22 protein-coding genes and 2 tRNA genes are annotated in these 23,244 nt (G+C 68.4%); 17 read left to right on the top strand and 7 right to left on the bottom strand.

Translation table 11 applies throughout. The features are described from left to right. Positions 1-46 precede the first annotated feature (46 nt). The 3 genes from BLQ61_RS09885 to sufB form a co-directional block, all read right to left on the bottom strand. Positions 47-1,291 carry a SufD family Fe-S cluster assembly protein gene (locus BLQ61_RS09885; RefSeq protein ID WP_091569406.1) on the bottom strand — a complete coding sequence of 415 codons (1,245 nt, stop codon included), beginning with the start codon at positions 1,289-1,291 and terminating at the stop codon, positions 47-49. A 164-nt stretch (positions 1,292-1,455) separates the two neighbouring features. Next, positions 1,456-2,232, bottom strand: a complete 777-nt coding sequence (gene sufC / locus BLQ61_RS09880; RefSeq protein ID WP_091569404.1) for a Fe-S cluster assembly ATPase SufC — start codon at positions 2,230-2,232, stop codon at positions 1,456-1,458. Positions 2,233-2,302: 70 nt separating this feature from the next. Then, positions 2,303-3,775, bottom strand: coding sequence for a Fe-S cluster assembly protein SufB (sufB, locus tag BLQ61_RS09875; protein WP_091569853.1), 1,473 nt, complete (start codon positions 3,773-3,775; stop codon positions 2,303-2,305). 161 nt (positions 3,776-3,936) lie between these two features. Here sufB and BLQ61_RS09870 point away from each other — a divergent pair, with 161 nt between their 5' ends. Next, positions 3,937-5,076: an NAD(P)/FAD-dependent oxidoreductase gene (locus tag BLQ61_RS09870; protein WP_091569850.1), complete on the top strand. Its 1,140-nt coding sequence runs from the start codon at positions 3,937-3,939 to the stop codon at positions 5,074-5,076. Positions 5,077-5,173: 97 nt separating this feature from the next. On the opposite strand, the gene BLQ61_RS09865 is transcribed toward BLQ61_RS09870, so the two are convergent. After that, a complete protein-coding gene (locus tag BLQ61_RS09865) occupies positions 5,174-6,598 on the bottom strand; it encodes a dihydrolipoyl dehydrogenase (RefSeq protein ID WP_091569402.1) in 1,425 nt (474 codons plus the stop codon). A gap of 164 nt (positions 6,599-6,762) precedes the next feature. Then, the gene (locus tag BLQ61_RS09860) at positions 6,763-7,353 is read right to left on the bottom strand and encodes an IMPACT family protein (protein WP_091569399.1); all 591 of its coding nucleotides are present in this window, start codon (positions 7,351-7,353) and stop codon (positions 6,763-6,765) included. A gap of 178 nt (positions 7,354-7,531) precedes the next feature. On the opposite strand from BLQ61_RS09860, the gene azu reads away from it, so the two are divergent. Together azu and BLQ61_RS09850 are read left to right on the top strand one after the other, a co-directional pair. After that, positions 7,532-7,990: an azurin gene (azu, locus tag BLQ61_RS09855; protein ID WP_091569397.1), complete on the top strand. Its 459-nt coding sequence runs from the start codon at positions 7,532-7,534 to the stop codon at positions 7,988-7,990. Between the two features lie 100 nt (positions 7,991-8,090). Next, entirely contained in the window at positions 8,091-10,526 is a 2,436-nt protein-coding gene (locus BLQ61_RS09850) for a YgiQ family radical SAM protein (RefSeq protein WP_091569394.1), read from the top strand. 54 nt (positions 10,527-10,580) lie between these two features. Here BLQ61_RS09850 and BLQ61_RS09845 read toward each other — a convergent pair whose 3' ends face one another. Continuing rightward, positions 10,581-10,988, bottom strand: a complete 408-nt coding sequence (locus tag BLQ61_RS09845) for a hypothetical protein (RefSeq protein WP_091569391.1) — start codon at positions 10,986-10,988, stop codon at positions 10,581-10,583. Between the two features lie 257 nt (positions 10,989-11,245). Further along, the gene (locus BLQ61_RS09840; RefSeq protein WP_091569389.1) at positions 11,246-12,442 is read right to left on the bottom strand and encodes an amino acid aminotransferase; all 1,197 of its coding nucleotides are present in this window, start codon (positions 12,440-12,442) and stop codon (positions 11,246-11,248) included. A 120-nt stretch (positions 12,443-12,562) separates the two neighbouring features. Between BLQ61_RS09840 and uvrB the strand changes: the two genes are divergently transcribed. The 14 genes from uvrB to BLQ61_RS09775 all read left to right on the top strand — a co-directional run bounded on the left by uvrB (position 12,563) and on the right by BLQ61_RS09775 (position 23,183). After that, on the top strand, positions 12,563-14,650 hold the full coding sequence (gene uvrB / locus BLQ61_RS09835) for an excinuclease ABC subunit UvrB (protein ID WP_091569848.1): 2,088 nt from the start codon (positions 12,563-12,565) through the stop codon (positions 14,648-14,650). A 222-nt stretch (positions 14,651-14,872) separates the two neighbouring features. After that, the gene (gene iscR / locus BLQ61_RS09830; RefSeq protein ID WP_091569387.1) at positions 14,873-15,409 is read left to right on the top strand and encodes a Fe-S cluster assembly transcriptional regulator IscR; all 537 of its coding nucleotides are present in this window, start codon (positions 14,873-14,875) and stop codon (positions 15,407-15,409) included. Positions 15,410-15,515: 106 nt separating this feature from the next. Beyond that, on the top strand, positions 15,516-16,736 hold the full coding sequence (locus tag BLQ61_RS09825; RefSeq protein WP_091569384.1) for an IscS subfamily cysteine desulfurase: 1,221 nt from the start codon (positions 15,516-15,518) through the stop codon (positions 16,734-16,736). Positions 16,737-16,767: 31 nt separating this feature from the next. Continuing rightward, positions 16,768-17,172, top strand: coding sequence for a Fe-S cluster assembly scaffold IscU (gene iscU, locus BLQ61_RS09820; RefSeq protein ID WP_091569382.1), 405 nt, complete (start codon positions 16,768-16,770; stop codon positions 17,170-17,172). Positions 17,173-17,185: 13 nt separating this feature from the next. Next, the gene (gene iscA, locus BLQ61_RS09815) at positions 17,186-17,509 is read left to right on the top strand and encodes an iron-sulfur cluster assembly protein IscA (RefSeq protein WP_091569379.1); all 324 of its coding nucleotides are present in this window, start codon (positions 17,186-17,188) and stop codon (positions 17,507-17,509) included. Between the two features lie 171 nt (positions 17,510-17,680). Beyond that, positions 17,681-18,199 carry a Fe-S protein assembly co-chaperone HscB gene (gene hscB / locus BLQ61_RS09810; protein WP_091569377.1) on the top strand — a complete coding sequence of 173 codons (519 nt, stop codon included), beginning with the start codon at positions 17,681-17,683 and terminating at the stop codon, positions 18,197-18,199. 35 nt (positions 18,200-18,234) lie between these two features. Continuing rightward, positions 18,235-20,106 carry a Fe-S protein assembly chaperone HscA gene (gene hscA, locus BLQ61_RS09805; protein WP_091569374.1) on the top strand — a complete coding sequence of 624 codons (1,872 nt, stop codon included), beginning with the start codon at positions 18,235-18,237 and terminating at the stop codon, positions 20,104-20,106. A gap of 29 nt (positions 20,107-20,135) precedes the next feature. Then, complete coding sequence (gene fdx / locus BLQ61_RS09800) at positions 20,136-20,474, top strand: ISC system 2Fe-2S type ferredoxin (RefSeq protein WP_091569371.1); 339 nt, start codon at positions 20,136-20,138, stop codon at positions 20,472-20,474. A gap of 2 nt (positions 20,475-20,476) precedes the next feature. After that, a complete protein-coding gene (gene dnaQ, locus BLQ61_RS09795; protein ID WP_091569369.1) occupies positions 20,477-21,193 on the top strand; it encodes a DNA polymerase III subunit epsilon in 717 nt (238 codons plus the stop codon). Positions 21,194-21,233: 40 nt separating this feature from the next. Next, a tRNA-Val gene (locus BLQ61_RS09790) sits at positions 21,234-21,308 on the top strand. A gap of 31 nt (positions 21,309-21,339) precedes the next feature. Further along, positions 21,340-21,414 (top strand) — tRNA-Val (locus BLQ61_RS09785). Between the two features lie 84 nt (positions 21,415-21,498). Then, positions 21,499-21,645, top strand: coding sequence for a hypothetical protein (locus BLQ61_RS17375; protein ID WP_175488266.1), 147 nt, complete (start codon positions 21,499-21,501; stop codon positions 21,643-21,645). Between the two features lie 30 nt (positions 21,646-21,675). Then, positions 21,676-22,779, top strand: a complete 1,104-nt coding sequence (locus BLQ61_RS09780) for an NAD(P)/FAD-dependent oxidoreductase (RefSeq protein ID WP_091569366.1) — start codon at positions 21,676-21,678, stop codon at positions 22,777-22,779. Between the two features lie 95 nt (positions 22,780-22,874). Beyond that, a complete protein-coding gene (locus BLQ61_RS09775) occupies positions 22,875-23,183 on the top strand; it encodes a DUF883 domain-containing protein (protein ID WP_091569363.1) in 309 nt (102 codons plus the stop codon). The last annotated feature ends 61 nt before the right edge of the window (positions 23,184-23,244 follow it).

Below are 23,244 nucleotides of genomic sequence, written 5' to 3'. Positions count from 1 at the left end.
GTGGTCCCTGTAAACAAAGGGCCTTCAGCTATCAATTTTGTATTGTTCATCCTGCATCCTCCGGCGACTGCCGCAGCGCCCAGCGCAGGCTGTTGGCCAGCCCGCCGCCCTCCAGCCAGTCCTGCAGCAAGGGCGAGTGGGGCAGCGCGCCCTCCAGCAGCGCACGCGCCATGCCCTCGGTGACGAGGGTGTGCGCCGTGTCGTCGTCCAAGCCGCGCTGGGCGGCGTAGAACAGCGCGTCCTCGGGCAGCGCGCCCCAGGTGGCGCCGTGGGCGGCCTGCACGTCGTCGTGCAGGATTTCCAGGTGCGGGCGCAGCGTCAGGCGCGGCTGGCCCGACAGCGGGATGCCGGTCAGCCGCTGGCGCACATTGGCCTGGGCGGCGCCCGGGGCAATGTGGGTGTGCGCGTTGGCCACCACGCGCGCGCGGCCCTGGGCCAGCGCCAGCGTCTCCACCGTGCTGTGCGCCTGCGGCGCCTGCACGCGGCTGTAGACCTGGTGGTCGATCTGCGCGGCGCCGGCCAGCAGCAGCGCGGCGCTGTGCGCCTGCGCACCAGCTTCCAGCTCGATGCGGCTGCGCTGCAGGTGGTAGGCGCTGCTGCCGGCGACCAGCGCCTGGGCGTAGTGCGCATCGCGCGCCAGGCGGACGTGCAGGTGGTGCGCCACCTGGTCGTGCGCGCCGGGCTGGGAGATGCGCAGGTGCTCCAGCCGGGCGCCGGGCGCCAGGCGGATGTGCACCTGCAGGTTCTGCGTCAGCGCCTGGCCGCAGCCGCTGGCGGCACTCCAGTCGTGGGTTTCCAGCAGCCGGCAATGCACGCCGGGCCGCACATCCAGCACCAGCAGCGGCGCCTCGATGCGCGCGCGCGGCTGGTGGCGCAGCTGCAGCCAGACGCTGCCGTCATCTGCCGCCCGTCCGGGCGCCGCGTCGATGCGCAGGCGCAGGCCCTGGCGGCACAGGGCGCGATGCGCCCAGGCGAAAGGCGCGGCCTCGTCGTCGCCCGGCTGGGCCGGGCCGGGCAGGCCGTCCAGCAGCTGCGCGCGCTGCGCGGCGTCGCGCGCGTCCAGCCACTGCGCCTGCACGCCGCCGGCGCTGCCATCGCGCAGCGGGTGCAGCGTCCAACCGGCGCCGGCCAGTGGCGCCGCGTTGCAGGCCGCGGCCGGGTCTTCATGGAGCCAGTGGGCCAGCGCGGGCGGCGGCAGGTGGCGGAAGGCCTCGCCGGCGTGCGGCGCGAACCAGCCGCCGCGCTGCAGCCAGTCGCGCGCGGCCAGGATGTCGGCATGTACTGTGTCCATCTCAGTTTTCCATAGCGCTGCGCGCCACCCGCATCGCATGAAACGGGCGCGGCCCATGCGCGGGCAACCGCGCAAGGGCCGCCCCGCCGCGCTGGCTGCGTCCCCCTCCCGCGCGCAGCGTGAGAGAGGGGGAAGGCGCGAAGCGGCTCAGGGGGTGTTTCATTTCAAGCCTCCAGCGCCGGCTCGGCGGCGCGGGCAAAGCCGGTGCGGGCGATGCCGCGCGCCAGCTCGAGGCCGCCCGTCTCGGCGATGCAGCCCTGGTCCAGGCGTAGCACGGCGTCGGGCGCGAGCTGCTCGATCATGTGCAGGTAGTGCGACACGACCAGGATGGCCGTGCCCTGCGCGCGCAGGCGTCCGATCAGCGCCACCACGGCGCGCACGCCGTCCACGTCCAGGCCGGAATCGATCTCGTCGAGCAGCGCCACGCGCGGGCGCAGCAGGGCCAGCTGCAGCAGTTCGTTGCGCTTTCTCTCGCCGCCGGAGAAGCCCTCGTTCACCGGCCGGCCGAGCAGTGCCTCGGGCAGGCTCAGGTCGCGCGCGGCGGCCTTGGCGCTGGCGATGAAATCGAAGGCGTCCAGAGGCTCCTCGCCGCGCGCCGCGCGCACGGCGTTCAGCGCGGTGCGCAGGAACAGGTTGTTTTTCACGCCCGGGATGTCCGGCGGCGCCTGCAGCGACACGAACAGCCCGGCGCGCGCGCGCTCGTGCGCTGGCAGCGCCAGCAGGTCCTGGCCCTCCAGCAGCGCCTGGCCGCCCAGCACGCGGTAGTGCGGGTGCCCGGCCAGCGCCATGCCCAGCGTGCTCTTGCCGCTGCCGTTGGCGCCCATCAGCACCGACAGCGAGCCCGGCTCCGCCTGCAGGCTGACCGAGTGCAGGATGGTGCGCTCGCCCACCTGCACGCGCAGGTCGCGCACATCCAGCAGGGCGGAAGAGGGTTTGGTCATCGTGTTTCCTTTAAATTTGATAGCTGGTAGCCGTTCATCCATATGGGCTTGAGGCCGATTCGGCTGTGCATCAGCCCACCGCGCCTTCGAGCGACACGGCCAGCAGCGCCTTGGCCTCCAGGGCGAACTCCATGGGCAACTCCTCCAGCACCGCCTGGCAGAAGCCGCCGACGATCAGCGCCGTCGCCTCCTCGGGGTCGATGCCGCGCTGCTGGCAATAGAACAATCGTTCCTCCGAAATGCGCGTGGTCGTGGCCTCGTGCTCGACCACCGCGTCGGCGCGCGCCACGTCCACGTACGGAAAGGTGTGCGCGCCGCAGTGCGGGCCGATCAGCAGCGAGTCGCACTGCGTGTGGTTGCGCGCGCCGGCCGCGCCGGGGTTCACGCGCACCAGGCCGCGGTAGCTGTTCTGCGCGCGGCCGGCGCTGATGCCCTTGCTGACGATGCGACTGGTGGTGTTCTTGCCCAGGTGGATCATCTTGGTGCCGGTGTCGGCCTGCTGGCGGTGGTTGGACACGGCGATCGAATGGAACTCGCCGTTCGATTCGTCGCCGCGCAGCACCACGCTGGGGTATTTCCAGGTGATGGCCGAACCGGTCTCGATCTGCGTCCAGGCGATGCGCGAGCGCTTGCCGGCGGCCAAGCCGCGCTTGGTCACGAAGTTGTAGATGCCGCCGCGGCCCTGCTCGTCGCCGGGGTACCAGTTCTGCACCGTGGAGTATTTGATGAAGGCGTCGTCGTGCGCGATGAGCTCGACCACCGCCGCGTGCAGCTGGTTCTCGTCGCGCTGCGGGGCGGTGCAGCCTTCCAGGTAGCTGACCGAGGCGCCTTCCTCGGCAATGATCAGCGTGCGCTCGAACTGCCCGGTGTTCTGCGCGTTGATGCGAAAGTACGACGACAGCTCCATCGGGCATTTCACGCCTTTGGGGATGTAGACGAACGAGCCGTCCGAGAACACGGCGGAGTTCAGCGCGGCGTAGAAGTTGTCGCCCTGCGGCACCACGCTGCCCAGGTACTGCTCGATCAGGGCCGGGTGGTGCTGCACGGCGTGCGAGAACGAGCAAAAGATCACGCCGACCTTGGCCAGCTGCTCGCGGAAGGTGGTGCCGACCGAGACCGAGTCGAACACCGCGTCCACCGCCACGCCGGCCAGCCGCGCGCGCTCGTGCAGCGGCACGCCGAGCTTTTCGTAGGTCTCCAGCAGCTTCGGATCCACCTCGTCCAGGCTCTTCGGTGCGTCCTTCAGCGACTTCGGCGCCGAGTAGTAGCACAGCGCCTGGAAGTCGATGGGCTCGATCTGCAGCCGCGCCCAGTCGGGCAGCGGCATCTGCTTCCAACGCGCGAACGCCGCCAGGCGCCAGTCCAGCAGGAACTGCGGCTCGCGCTTCTTGCGCGAGATGGCGCGGATGGTGTCCTCGTCCAGCCCCGGCGGCAGCGCGTCGGACTCGATCTCCGTCACGAAGCCGTGCTGGTAGGGCTGCTGCAGCGCCTGCGACAGCGGGTCGGGCGGGGCGAGGGTGGCGGGCTGGGGCACGGCGTTCATGTCGGGGTGGAAGGTGGTTTTAATGTGCATATCGTATGCATCTTTTGCCGTCGTGCCCAGGAATGGCTGGAGCCCGCACCTGTTTCAGGGAGATTGCGGCGGCGGCCGGCCTACCATGCAAGCGCACCGACAGGCGATACCAGGAGGAACCCATGGAGGCGATGCAGTCCCGTTGTGATGTGCTGGTCATCGGCGCGGGCATTGCCGGCGCGTCGGTGGCCTGGGAACTGGCCTGTGCCGGCCAGCAGGTGCTGTTGCTGGAGCGGGAAGCGCAGCCCGGCTACCACACCACCGGGCGCTCGGCGGCGCTCTACAGCGCCACCTACGGCACGCCCGCGATCCAGGCGCTGACGCGCGCCAGCCGTGCGTTCTACGACGCGCCGCCGGCAGGCTTCGCGGACACACCGATCCTGGCGCCGCGCGGCGTGGCCTATGTGGCGGCGCGGCACCAGCAAGACCTGATCCAGCCCGCCTTCAAGCACGCCCAGGCGCGCAACCCGGCCGTGCATCGGCTGGACTGCGCAGCCCTGCTGGCGCTGCTGCCCTGCCTGAAGCCCGACGCCGTGGCCGGCGGCGTGGCCGAGCCGGACGCCGCCGACATCGACGTGCACGCGCTGCACCAGGGCTACCTGCGCGGTGCGCGGCGCGCGGGCGCGCTGCTGCGCACCGATGTCGAGGTGGTGGGACTGGCGCGCCCGGGCGACGGTGCCGCCTGGCAGGTCACGCTCGCCAGCGGCGAGGTGATGCACGCGCGCGCCGTGGTGAACGCCGCCGGCGCCTGGGCCGACGAGGTTGCGCGGCTGGCCGGCGTGACGCCGGTGGGGCTGGAGCCGCGCCGGCGCACCGCCTTCACCTTCTCCGTCCCGCACGGGATGGACGCGACCCATTGGCCGGCCGCGATCGGCATCGCCGAGGACTGGTACTTCAAGCCCGACGCCGGCCAGCTGCTGGGCTCGCCGGCCAATGCCGACCCGGTGCCGCCGCACGACGTGGTGCCCGAGGAGCTGGACGTGGCGTTGGGCATCCACCGCATCGAGGAGATGACCTGCTTTGAGATCCGCCGCCCGACGCGCACCTGGGCGGGCCTGCGCTCGTTCGTGCCGGACGGCGACCCGGTCATCGGTTGGGACGACGCGGTGCCAGGATTCTTCTGGCTGGCGGGGCAGGGCGGCTACGGCATCCAGAGCGCCGCCGGCGCCGCGCGGCTGGCGCGCAACCTGCTGCTGGACGAGCCGCTGGATGCGCGTCTGGCGCAGGAGGGGTTGGAGCGTCAAATCCTGGGACCTGAGCGCCTGCGTTAAGCCGCACCCGCCTGGGCATTGGCACCTGAACTGCGCGACAGAACCAGGCCTGCGGCGCTGCGTTTGCGGCCTGTACCAAGACGGCCGCGCCGCGCTGTCAGTCCAGCGCCGCCGCGCCCAGGTTCTCGCAGTCCGACAGGTCCGAGTCGCTCGCCGGCTCCAGCTGCCGCGCGACCTGGCGCAGCGCGCTGCGCAGGCCCTCCTCCAACGTCGGGTGGTAGATCGGCATGCGCAGCAGCTGCTGCACCGTCAGCTCCCGGTCGATGGCCAGCGCCAGCAACTGTGCCAGGTGCTCGCCGGCCGGGGCGCACAGCTGCGCGCCCAGCAGCCGCCCGTCGTCGGGCGATGCATACACGCGCAGCAGGCCTGCGTTGCGCTGCGCCACGCGCGCGCGTCCCTGGCGGGCATAGTTCACCTCGCCCACCAGGTGCGGCCGGCTCTCGATCTCCTTCCAGGGCAGTCCGACACTGGCAGCGTTCGGTTCGCAGAACGTGATGGCCAGTGGCACCCGGCGGCGAAAGCGCCGCAGCGGCTGGCCCTGCGCCGCCAGCACGGCGTTGATGCCCGCGATGTGGCCCTCGTCGGCGCCCTCGTGCAGCAGCGGCCGGTCGCGGTCCACGTCGCCGGCCATGAACACGGAGGTGTCGCCCACCTGCAGCGTGCACGGCTCGATGGGCGGCAGGCCGCGCGCGTCCAGCACCGGGCCCAGCGTGTCCACGCCCAGGAACTCAATGTTGGGCGTGCGCCCCATGGCCGCCAGCACCTGGTCCACCACCACCGTGGTCTGGCCGTTGCTGACCTCGATGCCGCCGGCCAGCTCGCGCAGCTGGGCATGCTGGCCGACGCTGATGGCGAATTCGCGCTTGAGCTGCTCGAGCAGGGCGGCGTTCACCTGCGCGTCCTGCAAACCGGCCACCTGGTCGCTGGTGACGAACGCGACCACCTCCACGCCCAGCCGCGCCAGGGCCTGCGCCAGCTCCGCGCCCAGCGGCCCCAGGCCGATCACCGCCATGCGCGGCCCCAGGGTGGGCTGCTCGAACAGCGTGTCGGTGGTCAGCACGCGGTCGCCGAAGGCCAGCCACTCATCCGGCACGACGGGCCGTGAGCCGCTGGCGACGATGATGCTGCGCGCTTCCCAGGTGCGCCCGCCCACCTCAACATGTCGGGCGTCCAGCAACCGCGCGCGGCCGGAGACAGCCCGGTCGCCGGCGTCGCTGGCGCGCAGCGTGCCGGCGACGAACTCGTCGCGCAGCGCACGCACGCGCTCGAGCACCGCCGGCAGGTCGGCGCGCGCGTCCTGGCCGCCGCACAGGCCGAAGTTTTCCCAGCGCCGGCGTGCGTGCAGGGCGTTGGCGGCCTCGATCAGCATCTTGGAGGGCATGCAGCCGACGCGCGCACAGGTCGTGCCCCAGGGGCCATCGTTGACGATCAGGAAACGGTCGGTGCGCTTGCGCACTTCGCGCAGCGCCGCCAGTCCGGCGGTGCCGGCGCCGATGATGAGGGTGTCGAGAGGAGAGGTCATGGAGTGGCTACAAGGCGATGCGGCCAGTGTCGGCGCGACCAAGCAGCCGGGGTGTAGGCCCGCACGCCAACGCCGGGAGCTCGGGTGCCAAAGCGCTGCAGCGGCGCAACAAATCGCATGGTGCCCACAGCGAACGCCGGGGCCGGCTGCCCGCCCGGCGCAGGTCAGTCCGCCGCCAGCCAGGCCACGCGGCCGGCGCACAGCTCCTCCAGACGCGCCTGGAAGGCGGCCGCATCGTCCTCGGGCAGCGCCAGCGTCAGGGTGACCTGGGCGGCGTGCGCCACCTCCAGCAGTTGCGCCTGTGCCGCCGCGATCTCGCGGCGCGCCAGGCCCTCCAGCGGGTAGGGCACGCAGGCGCGCAGCTGCGCCATGCGCTGCAGCGCGACCTTCTCGACGCCCAACAGCGCCTGGGCCACGCTGTCCGTGTAGGCGCGCACCAGACCGCCCGCACCCAGTTTCACTCCGCCGAAGTAGCGCACCACGGTCGCCAGCACGCCTTCGAGCTGCTGGTGGCGCAGCACGTCCAGCATGGGCCGGCCGGCGGTGCCGCTGGGCTCGCCGTCGTCCACCGCCGCCGACTGCCCGCCGGCCATCAGCGCCCAGCACACGTGCGCCGCGCCCGGATGCGCGCGCCACAGCGCATCCACCACGGCCTGCGCCTGGGGCCGCCCCTCGACCGGCTGCACGCAGGCGATGAAGCGGCTTTTCTTGATGATGAGTTCGGCGTGTGCAGGGCCTAGCAGGGTCTGTGACATGAGGGCGGCACTGTAAGCCACCGCCTCGGGCCCGGGCGAGGCTGCATCACGGACGGCGCGGGAGCGCGCTCCCATGCGTGCATCAGGGTAATCCAGAAGGACTATGGTTTTCGTTGTCCTGCTCGTGTGAAGGCATTCCCTCGCGGGCCGGAATGTTTCTTGTTCAACGGAGGAAACCATGAAGACTTTGTATTGGCAACCCGCTGCGCTGGCCCTGGCATTGTTCGCGGCCGTACCGGCACAGGCTGCCGACTGCGCCACCGAGATCGACGCCAACGACGCCCTGCAGTACAGCAAGCAGAGCATCGCCGTGCCGGCCAGCTGCAAGCAGTTCACCGTCAAGCTCAAGCACGTGGGCAAGCTACCCAAGACGTCCATGGGCCACAACTGGGTGCTGACCAAGACCGCCGACATGCAGGGCGTGGTGACCGATGCCGCGGCCGCTGGCGCGGGCAAGGACTACCTCAAGCCTTCGGATGCGCGCGTGCTGGCGCACACCAAGCTGATCGGCGGCGGCGAGAGCGATTCCGTCACCTTCGACACCTCCAAGCTCAAGGCGGGTGAGGCCTACAGCTACTTCTGCTCGTTCCCGGGGCATTCGGGCGTCATGAAGGGCACGCTGACGCTGGCCAAGTAAGCACCTGTTCGGTCCGTCGACACGGCGGGTCTTGCGGGCGGCGCCCAGCGCGGGGGCGCGCGGGTTCCTACAATGCCCGGCCCCCCCTGAGCCGCCTGCCATGACCGCCTACGCCGACGTTTCCTTCTTCCCGCGCGACGCCAAGCCACTGACCAGCTGGCGCCCGTACTGGGCCAAGCGCTTCGGCTCTGCGCCCTATTTGCCGATGAGCCGCGCCGAGATGGAACGCCTGGGCTGGGACAGCTGCGACGTGGTGCTGGTGACGGGCGACGCCTATGTCGACCATCCCAGCTTCGGCATGGCGGTGATCGGGCGGGTACTGGAGGCACAGGGCTTCCGCGTGGGCATCATCGCCCAGCCGGACTGGACCAGCGCCGAGCCGTTCAAGGCGTTGGGCAAGCCCAACCTGTTCTGGGGCGTGACGGCGGGGAACATGGATTCCATGATCAACCGCTACACGGCGGATCGGAAAATCCGCAGCGACGACGCCTACACCCCTGGCGACGTGGGCGGAAAGCGGCCCGACCGCGCGGCCATCGTCTACAGCCAGCGCTGCCGCGAGGCGTTCAAGGACGTGCCGATCGTGCTGGGCGGCATTGAGGGGAGCCTGCGCCGCATCGCGCACTACGACTACTGGAGCGACAAGGTGCGCCGCTCGATGGTGGTGGACGCCAAATGCGACCTGCTGCTGTACGGCAACGCCGAGCGCGCGCTGGTCGAGGTGGCACACCGCCTGGCGCGGCGCGAGCCGGTCGAGAACATTACCGACGTGCGCGGCACGGCGTTCGTGCGCCGCAGCAGCCCGGAGGGCTGGTTCGAGATCGACTCCACCAACGTGGACGAGCCCGGCCCGGTCGAGGCGCGCACCAACCCCTATGCCACCACGGCCGAGCAGGCCGCCGCGCAGGGCCAGAGTTGCTCGCGCGAGGATGCTCCTGATTCTGTAGCTGCAGGCCGGCGTGGAATAACGGCTGAAGGCCAAAAAGGCTCGGAATCCGTGGTGCAGTTCATGCCCAACCCGGCGCTGCGCCGCAAGGACGGCCAGCCGCCGCGCGACCGCACGGTGATCCGCCTGCCCAGCTTCGAGCAGGTGAAAAGCGACCCGGTGCTGTATGCCCACGCCAACCGCGTGCTGCACCTGGAGACCAACCCCGGCAACGCCCGCGCGCTGGTGCAGGCACACGGCGAGGGCACCACGGCGCGCGACGTCTGGCTGAACCCGCCGCCGATTCCGCTCTCCACCGCCGAAATGGACTGGGTCTTCGGCCTGCCGTACGCGCGCAACCCGCACCCGGCGTATCTGGACGACAAGGGCAGCTACGAGGGCCCGACCAAGATCCCGGCGTGGGAGATGATCCGCGCGTCCATCAACATCATGCGCGGGTGCTTTGGCGGCTGCACCTTCTGCTCGATCACCGAGCACGAGGGCCGCATCATCCAGAGCCGCTCGGAAGAATCCATCATCCAGGAGGTCGAGGACATCCGCGACAAGGTCAAGGGCTTCACCGGAACCATCTCGGACCTGGGCGGGCCCACGGCCAACATGTACCGCCTGGGATGCAAGAGCCCGGAGATCGAGGCCGCGTGTCGCAAGCCCAGCTGCGTCTTCCCCGGCATCTGCCAGAACCTGCATACCGACCACGATCCGCTGATCAGGATCTACCGCCGTGCGCGCCAATTGCGGGGCATCAAGAAGATCCTGATCGGCTCCGGCCTGCGCTACGACCTGGCGGTGCAGTCGCCCGAGTACGTGCGCGAGCTGGTGCAGCACCACGTGGGCGGCTACCTGAAGATCGCGCCTGAGCACACCGAGGCCGGGCCGCTGTCGAAGATGATGAAGCCGGGCATCGGCAACTACGACCGCTTCAAGCAGATGTTCGAGAAGTACACGGAAGAGGCAGGCAAGAAGCAGTTTCTGATCCCGTACTTCATCGCCGCCCACCCGGGCACGACCGACGAGGACATGCTGCAGTTGGCCATCTGGCTAAAGAAGAATGGCTTTCGCGCCGACCAGGTGCAGGCTTTCTACCCCAGCCCCATGGCCACGGCGACAGCTATGTACCACTCGGGCCGCAACCCGCTCACGCGCGTGCGCCGGCAGATGCGCGACGAGGGCGAGGAGCGGGTGGACATCGTGCGCGGCGAGCGCCGCCGGCGCCTGCACAAGGCGTTCCTGCGCTACCACGATCCCAACAACTGGCCCCTGCTGCGCGAAGCGCTCAAGGCCATGGGGCGTGCCGACCTGATTGGCAATGGCAAGCACCACCTGATCCCGACCTTCCAGCCCATCACCGATGGCTGCTACCAGTCGGCGCGGCGCAAGAACAGCACCGCGGCAGGCGGGACGGGCGACGCGGCGAAACGAGATGGGTCGGCGCCGCGCCAAGCCCCCGGCGTGGCCTCGCGTGCCAAGCCAGCGGCAGCGCAGCCACTGCAGCGCGGCCAGCTGCTGACGCAGCACACCGGGCTTCCGCCACGCTCCACCGGTATCGGCCCAAAGGGCGCGCGCGGTACCAAGCCACAGCGCGGGCGCTAAGCGCTGCGCTGCACGAGGGGCGTTGTCCGGGCCGGCCAGCCAAGGCTCGGCCATTCACTGGGTCGAGATCAAATCCTCGATGATCAGCCGGCGGTAGTAAAAGGCGGCCGTGGCGCCTGCCTGCTGCAGCGCGGCGCGCAGATCTTCCGGCGTATCGTCATCGCGCGCCTCGAACATCAGCGCATGCGCGCCGCCGCTCGCCAGCTCCGCGATCCTGCGCACGATGACGCCTTCCGCCCCTACCGACGGCAACGGGTCGTCGGCATTTCCCAGCGTGCGCACCACGTGCTGCATGACGGCGTCTGGCGCGGCGAGCGACACGTCGTCATGCCCCTGCTGCTCCAGTTGCTGTGCCGCGTTGTGCACAGCGCCCTCGCTGGGGAACAGGGCAAAGACGTAGCCTGTGGGGTAGAAGGTGCCGGACGCCGAGGTCATCTCGGGGGTGAGGGCAAAGGGTTTCATGGCGCAGGTCTCCGGTGGATGGTGTCTGGCCCGATTGGAGCCGCGCGCTGCGTCGCGCTGTGTCAGGACGCTGGCGGGCTGGCTGTCGGACGCTGCCGCCAGCGACCTGTTTTGCGACAAACCTGCTTGCAGCCCTTTGTTTGCAAGGGCCTTCAGCTATGAATTCCGAAGTGCGCCGGGCGCCACGTTAGCCAGCCAGAAATGACAAAACCGCCCGTAGGCGGTTCTGGAATGCAGGCCTTGAAAAGCCCGCCGGCTTACATCACCTGCGCGATCGACGCACAGACGTAGTCGATGTTCTTGCTGTTCAGCGCGGCCACGCACAGACGGCCCGTGTCAGTGCCGTACACGCCGAACTCGCTTTTCAGGCGGTCCATTTGCGCCTTGCTCAGACCCGAGTAGCTGAACATGCCGATCTGGTCGGTGATGAAGGACATGTCCTGCTGCACGCCGGCGGCCTTCAGGCCGTCGACCAGCTTGCTGCGCATGGCCTTGATGCGCACGCGCATCTCGCCCAGTTCCTGCTCCCACTGCGCGCGCAACTCGGGGTCGTTCAGCACCTTGGCAACCACCGCGCCGCCGTGCGTGGGTGGGTTGGAATAGTTGGTGCGCACGACGATCTTCAGTTGCGACAGCACGCGCGCGGCTTCCTCCTTGTCGCGCGCCACCACCGACAGCGCACCCACGCGCTCGCCGTACAGCGAGAAGCTCTTGGAGAACGACGTGGACACGAAGAGGTTCATGCCGGTGGCGACGAACTTGCCGATCACCGCGCCGTCTTCCTGGATGCCGTTGCCGAAGCCCTGGTAGGCCATGTCCAGGAAGGGGACCAGCTGGCGCTCCTGCACCGCGGCGATGACCTGGTCCCACTGCGCGGGCGTCAGGTCGTAGCCGGTCGGGTTGTGGCAGCAGGCGTGCAGCACCACGATGGTGCCGGGCGCGGCGGCGCGCAGGTCGGCCAGCATGCCGTCGAAGTTGACCGAGCGCGTGGCCGCGTCGTAGTAGCGGTAGCTGCCCACCTCGAAGCCGGCGTTGGTGAAAAGCGCGCGGTGGTTTTCCCAGCTCGGGTCGGAGATCAGCACGCGCGCCTGGGGGTTGAGCTTTTTCAGGAAGTCGGCGCCGATCTTCAGCCCGCCGGTGCCGCCGATGGCCTGCACCGTGGCCACGCGGCCTTCCTGCACCACGGCCGAGTCGGCGCCGAACACCAGAGCCTTCACAGCGCTGTCATAGGCGGCGATGCCGTCGATGGGCAGATAGCCACGCGCGCTGGGCTTGTCCATCAGCGCCTTCTCGGCCGCCTGCACGCACTGCAGCAGCGGCAGCTTGCCGTTGTCGTCGAAGTACACGCCCACGCCCAGGTTGACTTTCTTCGGATTGGGGTCGGCGTTGAATTGTTCGTTCAGGCCCAGGATCGGATCGCGGGGCGCCATCTCGACGGCGGAAAACAGAGACATGAAAGGTCCTTGAGGGGTGGAATTGCGGCGACCCGGCCCCAGATAGTCTGCCTGTCGCCAACCCGCAATTTTATGGGCGCTGCCATGTACGTACAGCGCCTGCATATTTTCGATACTCCCATGCATGAAGTCACCACCGAGCCGGTCGCCGAAGGCGGGCAGTTCGTCCAGTACCCCGGCTCGCCTTTCCAGCTGTACCAGCCGTACCCGCCGGCGGGCGACCAGCCGCAGGCGATCGAGAAGCTGGTGGAGGGGGTGCGCGACGGCGAGGCGTTCCAGACGCTGCTGGGCGTGACCGGCTCTGGCAAGACCTTCACCATGGCCAATGTGATCGCCCGGCTGGGACGGCCGGCGATCGTCTTCGCGCCGAACAAGACGTTGGCGGCGCAGCTGTACTCGGAGTTCCGCGAGTTCTTCCCGAAGAACGCGGTGGAGTACTTCGTCAGCTACTACGACTACTACCAGCCCGAGGCCTACGTGCCGCAGCGCGACCTGTTCATCGAGAAGGACAGCGCCATCAACGAGCACATCGAGCAGATGCGCCTGTCGTGCACCAAGAGCATCCTGGAGCGGCGCGACGTGGTCATCGTGGCCACGGTGTCGGCCATCTACGGCATCGGCGAGCCCGAGAGCTACCACCGCATGATCATGACGCTGCGCACCGGCGACAAACTGGGCCAGCGCGACGTGATCGGCCAGCTGATCCGCATGCAGTACCAGCGCAACGACCAGGATTTTTCCCGGGGCAAGTTTCGCGTACGCGGCGACACCATCGACGTTTTCCCGGCCGAGCACTCGGAGCTGGCCATCCGCATCGAGCTGTTCGACGACGAGATCGAGAGCCTGCAGCTGTTCGACCCGCTCACCGGCCGGGTGCAGCAGAAGATCCCGCGCTTCACCGTGTATCCCAGCAGCCACTACGTTACCCCGCGCGACAAGGTGCTGTCGGCGGTGGACACCATCAAGGCCGAGCTGGCCGAACGCCTGGCGTTCTTCGAGCGCGAGGGCAAGCTGGTGGAAGCCCAGCGGCTTGAGCAGCGCACGCGCTTCGACCTGGAGATGCTGGCCGAGGTCGGGCACTGCAAGGGCATCGAGAACTACACGCGTCACCTGTCGGGCGCGCCGGTGGGCGCGCCGCCCAGCACGCTGACCGACTACCTGCCCAAGGACGCGCTCATGTTCCTGGACGAGAGCCACCAGATGATCGGCCAGCTTTCGGCCATGTACAACGGCGACCGCTCGCGCAAGACGACGCTGGTGGAGTTCGGCTTTCGCCTGCCGTCGGCGCTGGACAACCGGCCTTTGAAGTTCGAGGAGTTCGAGCGGCGCATGCGCCAGGTGATCTTCGTCTCGGCCACGCCGGCGCAGTACGAGCAGGAACACGCCGGCCAGGTGGTGGACCAAGTGGTGCGCCCGACGGGTCTGGTCGATCCAGTGGTCGAGGTGCGCCCGGCCACCCACCAGGTGGACGACGTGCTGCAGGAAATCCGCCTGCGCGTGGAACAGAACGAGCGGGTGCTCATCACCACCCTGACCAAGCGCATGGCCGAGCAGCTGACCGACTATCTGAGCGACAACGGCGTGCGCGTGCGCTACTTGCACTCGGACATCGATACCGTGGAGCGGGTGGAGATCATCCGTGACCTGCGCCTGGGTGCGTTCGACGTGTTGGTGGGGATCAACCTGCTGCGTGAGGGGCTGGACATTCCCGAGGTGTCGTTGGTGGCCATCCTGGACGCCGACAAGGAAGGCTTCCTGCGCGCCGAACGCAGCCTGATCCAGACCATCGGTCGCGCGGCGCGCAACCTGAACGGCAAGGCCATTCTGTACGGCGACCACATGACGGAATCGATGCGCAAGGCCATCGACGAGACCGAACGCCGGCGCGCCAAGCAGATCGCGCACAACCTGGAAAGAGGAATCACGCCGCGCAGTATTGTCAAGCAGGTACGTGACCTGATTGACGGCGTGTACAGCGAGAAGGCAGGGCAGGATGCGCAGCGGCTGGAGCAGGCCACGGCACGCCGCGCCGAGCTGGACGAACTGTCGGAAAAGGACGCCGCGCGCGAGATCAAGCGCCTGGAGAAACTCATGCTGGAGCACGCGCGCAACCTGGAATTCGAGCAGGCGGCGCGGGTGCGCGACCAGCTCACGCGGCTCAAGGACCGGGTGTTCGGCGCCCACGGGCCGGACCAGGCCATCGCATGACGGCCGGGCACGGGAAGTGCTTGAAAATGCCCTGAGTGTCCGACCAAAATAGTCGGACTTTGTGCTATAATTGCGTCACTTACCCAAGAAGAAAACCCCACACACGAATGAAATGCCCGTCCTGCACAGGACGGGCACCGGGCGGGGACAGTGCCAACAGGCAGGCAACAGGGCCTGGCGGCAATCCATCAACGATCCAGCCTGCTTTGGAAGGAGCTTGCGATGCGTCTCACCACCAAAGGCCGTTTTGCGGTCACCGCCATGATCGACCTGGCCTTGCGCCAGAACAACGGTCCCGTTACGCTGGCTGCCATCAGCCAGCGCCAGCAGATCTCGCTATCTTACCTGGAGCAGCTGTTCGGCAAACTGCGTCGCCACGAACTGGTCGAGTCCACCCGCGGCCCTGGCGGCGGCTACACGCTGGCGCGCAAGGCGGCCGATATCACCGTGGCCGACATCATCGTGTCGGTGGACGAGCCTATCGACGCCACTCAGTGCGGCGGCAAGGAAAACTGCCTGGGGGAGGCCGGCCGTTGCATGACGCATGAGCTGTGGGCGGCGCTGAACCAACGCATGGTCGAGTTCCTCGACTCCGTCACGCTGCAAAAGCTGGTGGACGAACAGCTCGCCAAGGGCATCCAGATCGAGGACAAGCCGGCCACGCGCCGCGCCATCTCGACCACTCCGGTGGTCAAGCCGATCCGCGTGAATGCGCCCAATTCGGTGTTCGCGCTGGGCAACGCATTCGCCAAATCCTGATTTGCGACCCGGCGGCCGGCGGGGCATTGCCCTGCCGATCTGCCGCGTGTGTTGCCTCGCCCTTCATCATCAACGCTAGCCAGAGCAGCAGTTTCTTCAGCCAGCCATGGACATGACCCCGCATTTTCCGATTTACCTCGACTACGGGGCGACGACCCCGGTGGACCCGCGTGTCGTGGACGCGATGATTCCCTGGTTGCGCGAGCACTTCGGCAATCCAGCGTCGCGCAGCCACGCCTGGGGCTGGGAAGCCGAGGAAGCGGTAGAGAAAGCCCGCACGCAGGTGGCCGAACTGATCGGCGCCGACCCGCGCGAGATCGTCTGGACCAGCGGCGCGACCGAGTCCAACAACCTGGCGATCAAGGGCGCTGCTCATTTCTACCAAGGCAAGGGCAAGCACCTGATCACCGTTAAGACGGAGCACAAGGCGGTGCTGGACGTGATGCGCGAGTTGGAGCGCCAGGGCTTCGAGGTGACCTACCTGGACGTGCAGGAGAACGGCCTGCTCGACCTGGAAGCCTTCAAGGCTGCGATCCGCCCGGACACCATCCTGGCCAGCGTCATGTTCGTGAACAACGAGATCGGCGTGATCCAGGACATCCCGGCCATCGGCTCCCTCTGCCGCGAAAAGGGCGTGCTGCTGCACGTCGATGCCGCGCAGGCCACCGGTAAGATCGAGATCGACGTCAAGGCGCTGCCGGTGGACCTGATGAGCCTGGCCTCGCACAAGACCTACGGCCCCAAGGGTATCGGTGCGCTGTACGTGCGCCGCAAGCCGCGCGTGCGCCTGGAGGCGCAGATGCACGGCGGCGGCCACGAGCGCGGCATGCGCTCGGGCACGCTGCCCACGCACCAGATCGTCGGCATGGGCGAGGCCTTCCGCATCGCCCGCGAAGACATGGCCAAGGACGGCGAGCGCGTGCGCTCCCTGCAGCAACGCCTGCTGAACGGGCTGAAGGACATCGAGCAGGTGTTCATCAACGGCGACCTGGAACGCCGCGTGCCGCACAACCTGAACATGAGCTTCAACTACGTCGAGGGCGAGTCGCTGATCATGGGCATCAAGGGCCTGGCAGTGTCTAGCGGCTCGGCCTGCACCTCGGCCAGCCTGGAACCCAGCTACGTGCTGCGCGCCCTGGGCCGCAGCGACGAGCTGGCGCACAGCAGCCTGCGAATGACCATCGGCCGCTTCACGACCGAGGAAGAGATCGACTACGCCGTGCAGACCATCCGCGACAACGTCGCCAAGCTGCGCGAGCTCTCCCCGCTGTGGGAGATGTACCAGGACGGTGTTGACCTGAGCACCATCCAGTGGGCCGCGCACTGACGGCCCGCACCACCACAAGGAGAACTACCCCATGGCTTACTCTGACAAAGTGATCGACCACTACGAGAACCCGCGCAACGTCGGCTCCTTCGACAAGGGCGACGAGACGGTGGGCACCGGCATGGTGGGCGCGCCGGCCTGCGGCGACGTGATGAAGCTGCAGATCAAGGTCAACCCTGACACCGGCGTGATCGAGGACGCGCGCTTCAAGACCTACGGCTGCGGCTCGGCCATCGCCTCGTCGTCGCTGGTGACCGAATGGGTCAAGGGCAAGACGCTGGACGAAGCGGCCAAGCTGAAGAACAGCCAGATCGCCGAGGAGCTGGCGCTGCCGCCGGTGAAGATCCACTGCTCCATCCTGGCCGAGGACGCCATCAAGGCGGCCGTGAACGACTACAAGGCCCGACAGGGCGCCGCCGCCGAGGCGACCGCCTGAGAGGGAGGGCGCCATGGCCATCACGCTGACCGAAGCTGCCGCCCGGCACGTGACGCGCTATCTGGCGCGGCGCGGCAAGGGCGTGGGCGTGCGCCTGGGAGTCAAGACCACCGGCTGCTCGGGCCTGGCCTACCAACTGGAATACGTGGACGAGCAGGACCCGGCCGACGTCGTGTTCGAAGAGCACGGCGTCAAGCTGATGATCGACCCGAAGAGCTTGGCCTACATCGATGGCACCGAGCTGGACTTCGTGCGCGAAGGGCTGAACGAGGGTTTCCGCTTCAGCAACCCGAACGAGCGCGACCGCTGCGGCTGCGGCGAGAGCTTTCGCGTCTGACCCGGCCTTTCACCTCGGCCGCAAGAACCGCCACCGCGCACCGCGCTGGCGGTTTTTTCTTCCGTCAACGCTCCTGTTTTGATAGTTGCCTGCCCTCGTGTTTTATGCGTTTGAGGTGCAAAACCCTGCGAAACCCATAAGAAACCAGGGCAGCGTGCTCTTGTTTTTGAGATGAACCTGCAATCCGACGACTTCGAACTCTTCGCCGTGCCGCGCCGCTTCGCGCAGGACCGCGCGCAACTGGACGCACGCTGGAAGGAGTTGCAGCGCGAGGCGCACCCGGACCGTTTCGCGTCCCAGGGCGCGGCGGCGCAGCGCGTAGCGCTGCAGTGGTCGGTGCGCATCAACGAGGCCTACCAGCGCCTGAAGGACCCGCTCAAGCGCGCCGCCTACCTGTGCGAACTGCACGGTGCGCTGATCCGCGCCGAGGACAACACCGCCATGCCGGCCGACTTCCTGGTGCAGCAGATGCACTGGCGCGAGGCGCTGGACGAGGCGGACGACAGCGCGGCGCTGGATGCGCTGCAGGACGAGATGGACGCCGCGCGCCGCGCGGCGGTGGGGCGGCTGGAGCAGCTCATCGACACGCAGCAGGACTGGGCGGGTGCTGCGCGCGAGGTCAGAGCCCTCATGTTCATTGCGCGATTCGGGCGCGACATCGCGCTGCGCCAGGAGCAACTGGGACAATAGCCGGCTGCCCCGTTCACCCATACCAAGAAAGATCCATGGCGCTTCTGCAGATTTCCGAACCCGGCCAGTCTCCCGACCCGCACCAGCGCCGCGTCGCCATCGGCATCGACCTGGGCACCACGCACTCGCTGGTCGCCGCCGTGCGCAGCGGCGTCGCCGAGTGCCTGCCCGATGCCCAGGGCCGGGTGCTGCTGCCGTCGGTGGTGCGCTACCTGGCTGGCGGCGGGCGCCAGATCGGCTACGAGGCGCTGGCGGCGCAGCGCGCCGATGCGGCCAATACCATCGCCTCCGCCAAGCGTTTCATGGGCCGTTCGCTGACCGACATCACCGACCGCGCGCAGCTGCCGTACACCTTTGCCGAGCAGCCCGAGAGCGCCGGCATGCTGGCGCTGCACACCGCCGCCGGCGACAAGTCGCCGGTGGAGATCAGCGCCGAGATCCTGGCCACCTTGCGCCAGCGTGCCGAAGACAGCATGGACAGCGACATCCACGGCGCCGTGATCACCGTGCCCGCCTACTTCGACGATGCCCAGCGCCAGGCTACGAAGGACGCCGCGCAGCTGGCCGGCCTGCACCTGCTGCGCCTGATCAACGAGCCCACCGCCGCCGCCATCGCCTATGGCCTGGACAACGCCTCGGAGGGGGTCTACGCGGTGTACGACCTGGGCGGCGGCACCTTCGACATTTCCATCCTGCGCCTGGCGCGCGGCGTGTTCGAGGTCATCTCCACCGGCGGTGATTCGGCGCTGGGCGGCGACGACTACGACGCGCTGCTGGCCGCCTGGTCACTGCAGCGCCTGGGCCGCGAGGCTATCAGCGCGCAGGACAAGGCCGCCGTGCGCTTGGCGGCGCGCGCCTGCAAGGAAGCGCTGACGGAGCAGAGCAGCGCTGTGTTCAGCGCCGAGCTGGGCGGCGAGGCGCTGCAGCTGCCGGTCACCCGCGCCGACTTTGCCGCGGCAACCGATGCGCTCACCCAGCGCTCGCTGGCGGCGGTGCGCCGCGCGCTGCGTGACGCGCAGATCGTCAAGGACGAGGTGCAGGGCGTGGTGCTGGTCGGCGGCTCCACGCGCATGCCGCAGGTGCGCCGCGCGGTGGCCGATTTTTTCGGCCAGGAGCCGCTGGTCAACCTGAACCCGGACGAGGTGGTGGCGCTGGGCGCGGCCATCCAGGCCAATCAGCTGGCCGGCAACGACGCGGCGGGCGACCTGCTGCTGCTGGACGTGATTCCGCTGTCGCTGGGGCTGGAGACCATGGGCGGCCTGGTCGAGCGCATCGTGCAGCGCAACGAGACCATCCCTACGGCCAAGGCCCAGGACTTCACTACCTACAAGGACGGCCAGACGGCGCTGGCGCTGCACGTGGTGCAGGGCGAGCGCGACCTGGTGCAGGACTGCCGCAGCCTGGCGCGCTTCGAGCTGCGCGGCATCCCGCCCATGGCGGCGGGCGCGGCGCGCATCCGCGTGACTTTCACCGTGGACGCCGATGGTCTGCTGAGCGTGTCCGCGCGCGAGCAGACCAGCGGCGTGGAGGCCAGCATCGACGTCAAGCCGTCCTATGGTCTGTCCGACGAGCAGATCGCGCGCATGCTGCAGGAGGGCTTCGCCACCGCGCAGCAGGACATGCAGGCGCGCGCGTTGGCCGAGGCGCGCGTGGACGCCGATCGCCTGCTGGTCGGCACGCACAGCGCGCTGCGGGCCGACGGCGATGTGCTGTCCGCCGACGAGCGCACGGCCATCGACGCGCTGATGCAGGGGCTGCAGGACACGCTGGCGCGCCCCGGCGCCGTTGCCGCCGAGGTCGAGGCCGCTACCAAGGCCCTGGCGCACGGCACCGAGGCCTTCGCCGCCCAGCGCATGAACCGTGGCATCCGCCAGGCGCTGGCCGGGCGCAGCGTCGATGCCCTTTGACCGATCGTTTGCTCTTCTTTCCCCCTTCCATGCCCGTCATCAAGATCCTTCCCCATCCCGAGTACGCCCCGCAGGGCAAGGAAATCGAGGCCCCTGCCGGTACGTCCATCTGCGAGGCCCTGCTGGAAAACGGTGTGAACATCGAGCACGCCTGCGACATGAGCTGCGCCTGCACCACCTGCCACGTCATCGTGCGCAGCGGCTACGGCTCGCTCAACGAGGCGGAAGAGGAAGAGGAGGATCTGCTGGACCGCGCCTGGGGCCTGGAGCCGCAGTCGCGCCTGTCGTGCCAGGCCATCCTGGCGCAGGAAGACGTGACGGTGGAAATCCCCAAGTACACCATCAACCACGCCCGCGAGAACCACTGAGCATGACGCGCCAGATCGTCCTGGACACGGAAACCACCGGCCTGTCGGCGGCTGATGGCGACCGCATCATCGAGCTGGGCTGCGTCGAGCTGGTACACCGCAAGCTGACCCGCAACAACCTGCACCTGTACTTCAACCCGGACCGTGAAAGCCACGAGGAAGCGTTGAAGGTGCACGGCATCACCAGCGAGTTCCTGCGCGACAAGCCGCGCTTCCACCAGTGCGCGCAGGACATCCTGGAGTACCTGCGCGGCGCCGAGCTGATCATCCACAACGCCAGCTTCGACGTCGGCTTCCTCGACAGGGAGCTGCAGTTGGCCGGCTTGCCGCCGCTGGCCGAGCATGTGGCCGGCATCATCGACACCCTGGCCATGGCCAAGGAGATGTTCCCGGGCAAGCGCAACTCGCTGGACGCGCTGTGCGATCGCCTGGGCGTGGACAACTCCGGCCGCACGCTGCACGGCGCGCTATTGGACGCCGAGCTGCTGGCCGACGTCTACATCAACCTGACGCGCGGCCAGGACGCGCTGCTGGTCATGGACGAGGCGGGCTCGGGCAGCGACGGCCTGGCGGTGGCGGCGGTGGACCTGCGCCTGTTCTCGCTGCCGGTGCTGGCCGCCACGCCAGAGGAGCGGGCGGCCCACGAGGACGTGCTGGTGCAGATCGACAAGGCCAGCGGCGGCAAGACCGTTTGGCGAAACTTCTCCGAAGCCGCTTGAAGCTGTGCCATAATCGGAGGCTTGTCGCACACAGCGATAAGGGTGATTAGCTCAGCGGTAGAGCACTGCCTTCACACGGCAGGGGTCACATGTTCGATCCATGTATCACCCACCAGTTTTCCAGGTCCGGCGCTTGTCCGGTCCTTGGGTGATTAGCTCAGCGGTAGAGCACTGCCTTCACACGGCAGGGGTCACATGTTCGATCCATGTATCACCCACCAATCCCAACCCCTTGCAGGCCTGGCGCCGGCAAGGGGTTTTTCTTTGGCTGCGGCCCGGCAGGCGCTGGTGGACAGTTTGACCACATGCTGGCGGCCCTCGCGCAGGCCTTCGCCTCGGCGCGCGCTTGGCGCTTCTCGTCCGCCTCGGCGTTCGTGCTCAGGAAGAAGTGTGCGTGCGGCACAAACGGAATCCATGTGGTCAACGTGCTCGAGGGTCTCGAACAAGGATGAATGGGCAGGTCATCGAGGAAAGGACGGGGCGTGATGGAACAGGTCGATTGCGTCGTCATCGGCGCGGGCGTGGTGGGGCTGGCGGTAGCACGTGCACTGGCCGAGGCCGGGCGGGAGGTGCTGGTGCTCGAGGCCGAAGCGGCCATCGGCACGCAGACCAGTGCTCGCAACAGCGAGGTCATCCATGCCGGGCTGTACTACGCGCCGGGTTCGCTCAAGGCGCGGCTGTGCGTGTGCGGGCGGCAGCTGCTGTATGCGTATTTGGCAGAGCGGGAGCTGCCACATCGCCGCTGCGGCAAGTTGATCGTCGCCACCCATTCCGACCAGGCGCAGGCGCTGCAGCACATCCAGTCCCAGGCGCAGGCGAACGGCGTGCACGACCTGCAGGCACTCACCGGCACACAGGCCCGCCGGCTGGAGCCGCAACTGCGTTGCGAAGCGGCGCTGCTGTCACCATCCACCGGCATCCTGGACAGCCACGCCTTCATGCTGTCGCTGCAAGGCGATCTGGAGCGCGCTGGCGGCATCGTGGTGCTGAACACGGCTGTAGCCCGGGCGGAATGTGGGCCTGATGCTATTGTTTTGGAAGTTGAGGACGGAACCATGCTGGCGGCGCGCAGCGTGGTGAACGCCGCCGGGCTGCAGGCCCTGCCGCTGGCGCTGCGCTTTCGTGGCTTCGATGCGGCGCGCGTTCCGCGGCCCGGCTATGCCAAGGGCAACTACTTCACGCTCAGCGGGCGCGCGCCGTTCCAGCACCTGATCTATCCCGTTCCCGAGGCCGCCGGGCTGGGCGTGCACCTGACGCTGGACCTGGCAGGCCAGGCGCGCTTCGGGCCGGATGTGCAGTGGGTGCACTCGTCCGAAGACCTGACGGTCGACCCGCGGCGCGGTGATGCCTTCTATGCGCAGGTGCGCCGCTACTGGCCCGGCCTGCCCGATGGGGCGCTGCAGCCCGACTACGCCGGCATCCGCCCCAAGCTGGGTGGCGCGGGCGCACCCGCGGCCGACTTCGTCATCCAGGGCCCTGGCGAGCACGGCGTGCGCGGACTGGTGCAGCTGTGGGGTATCGAATCCCCCGGACTGACCAGCGCCCTGGCGATAGGGGAATACGTGGCCGCGCTGGCGGCCGTGTAACGACCAGGCTTTGACACGCTCTAAGATGGGGCACCCGCCTACAGCGGTTGCCTGGAGCGGGTTTTACTGTTGAGTCAAACAAAGAAAGGCCTGTCATGACCTCCATCTCCGATACCGTGTCCTCCACCCAGAACGAACTCGAGCGCCTGGTGGGCGACCTGCGCAGTCTGCTGTCCAGCAAGGACCTGGACAGCATCCCGCAGATCAAGCAGCTGCGCCAACGCCTGGACGATGGCATCGAGAGCGTGCGCGACACTACCGTGCGCGCGGCGCAGGAGGCCGCAAACCAGGCCCGTGAAGCGGCCCGCGCGGCAGACCGCTATGCCCATGACGAACCCTGGCGCGTTGCCACTGCCGCGGTGGCGGTAGGTGCGCTGGTCGGCTTCCTACTGGCCCGCCGCTGAGCGCGGGCCGACGGTTTTTCCTGTTAGCGCAGCTGGCCTGCATCCACGCTGAAAGAACGAG

Origin of the sequence: Oryzisolibacter propanilivorax (genome assembly GCF_900103645.1) — a bacterium.
Classification (GTDB): Bacteria; Pseudomonadota; Gammaproteobacteria; order Burkholderiales; family Burkholderiaceae_C; genus Melaminivora; species Melaminivora propanilivorax.
Note: the sequence above shows the minus strand (reverse complement) of the source record. Positions and strands in the feature narration are given on the sequence as shown.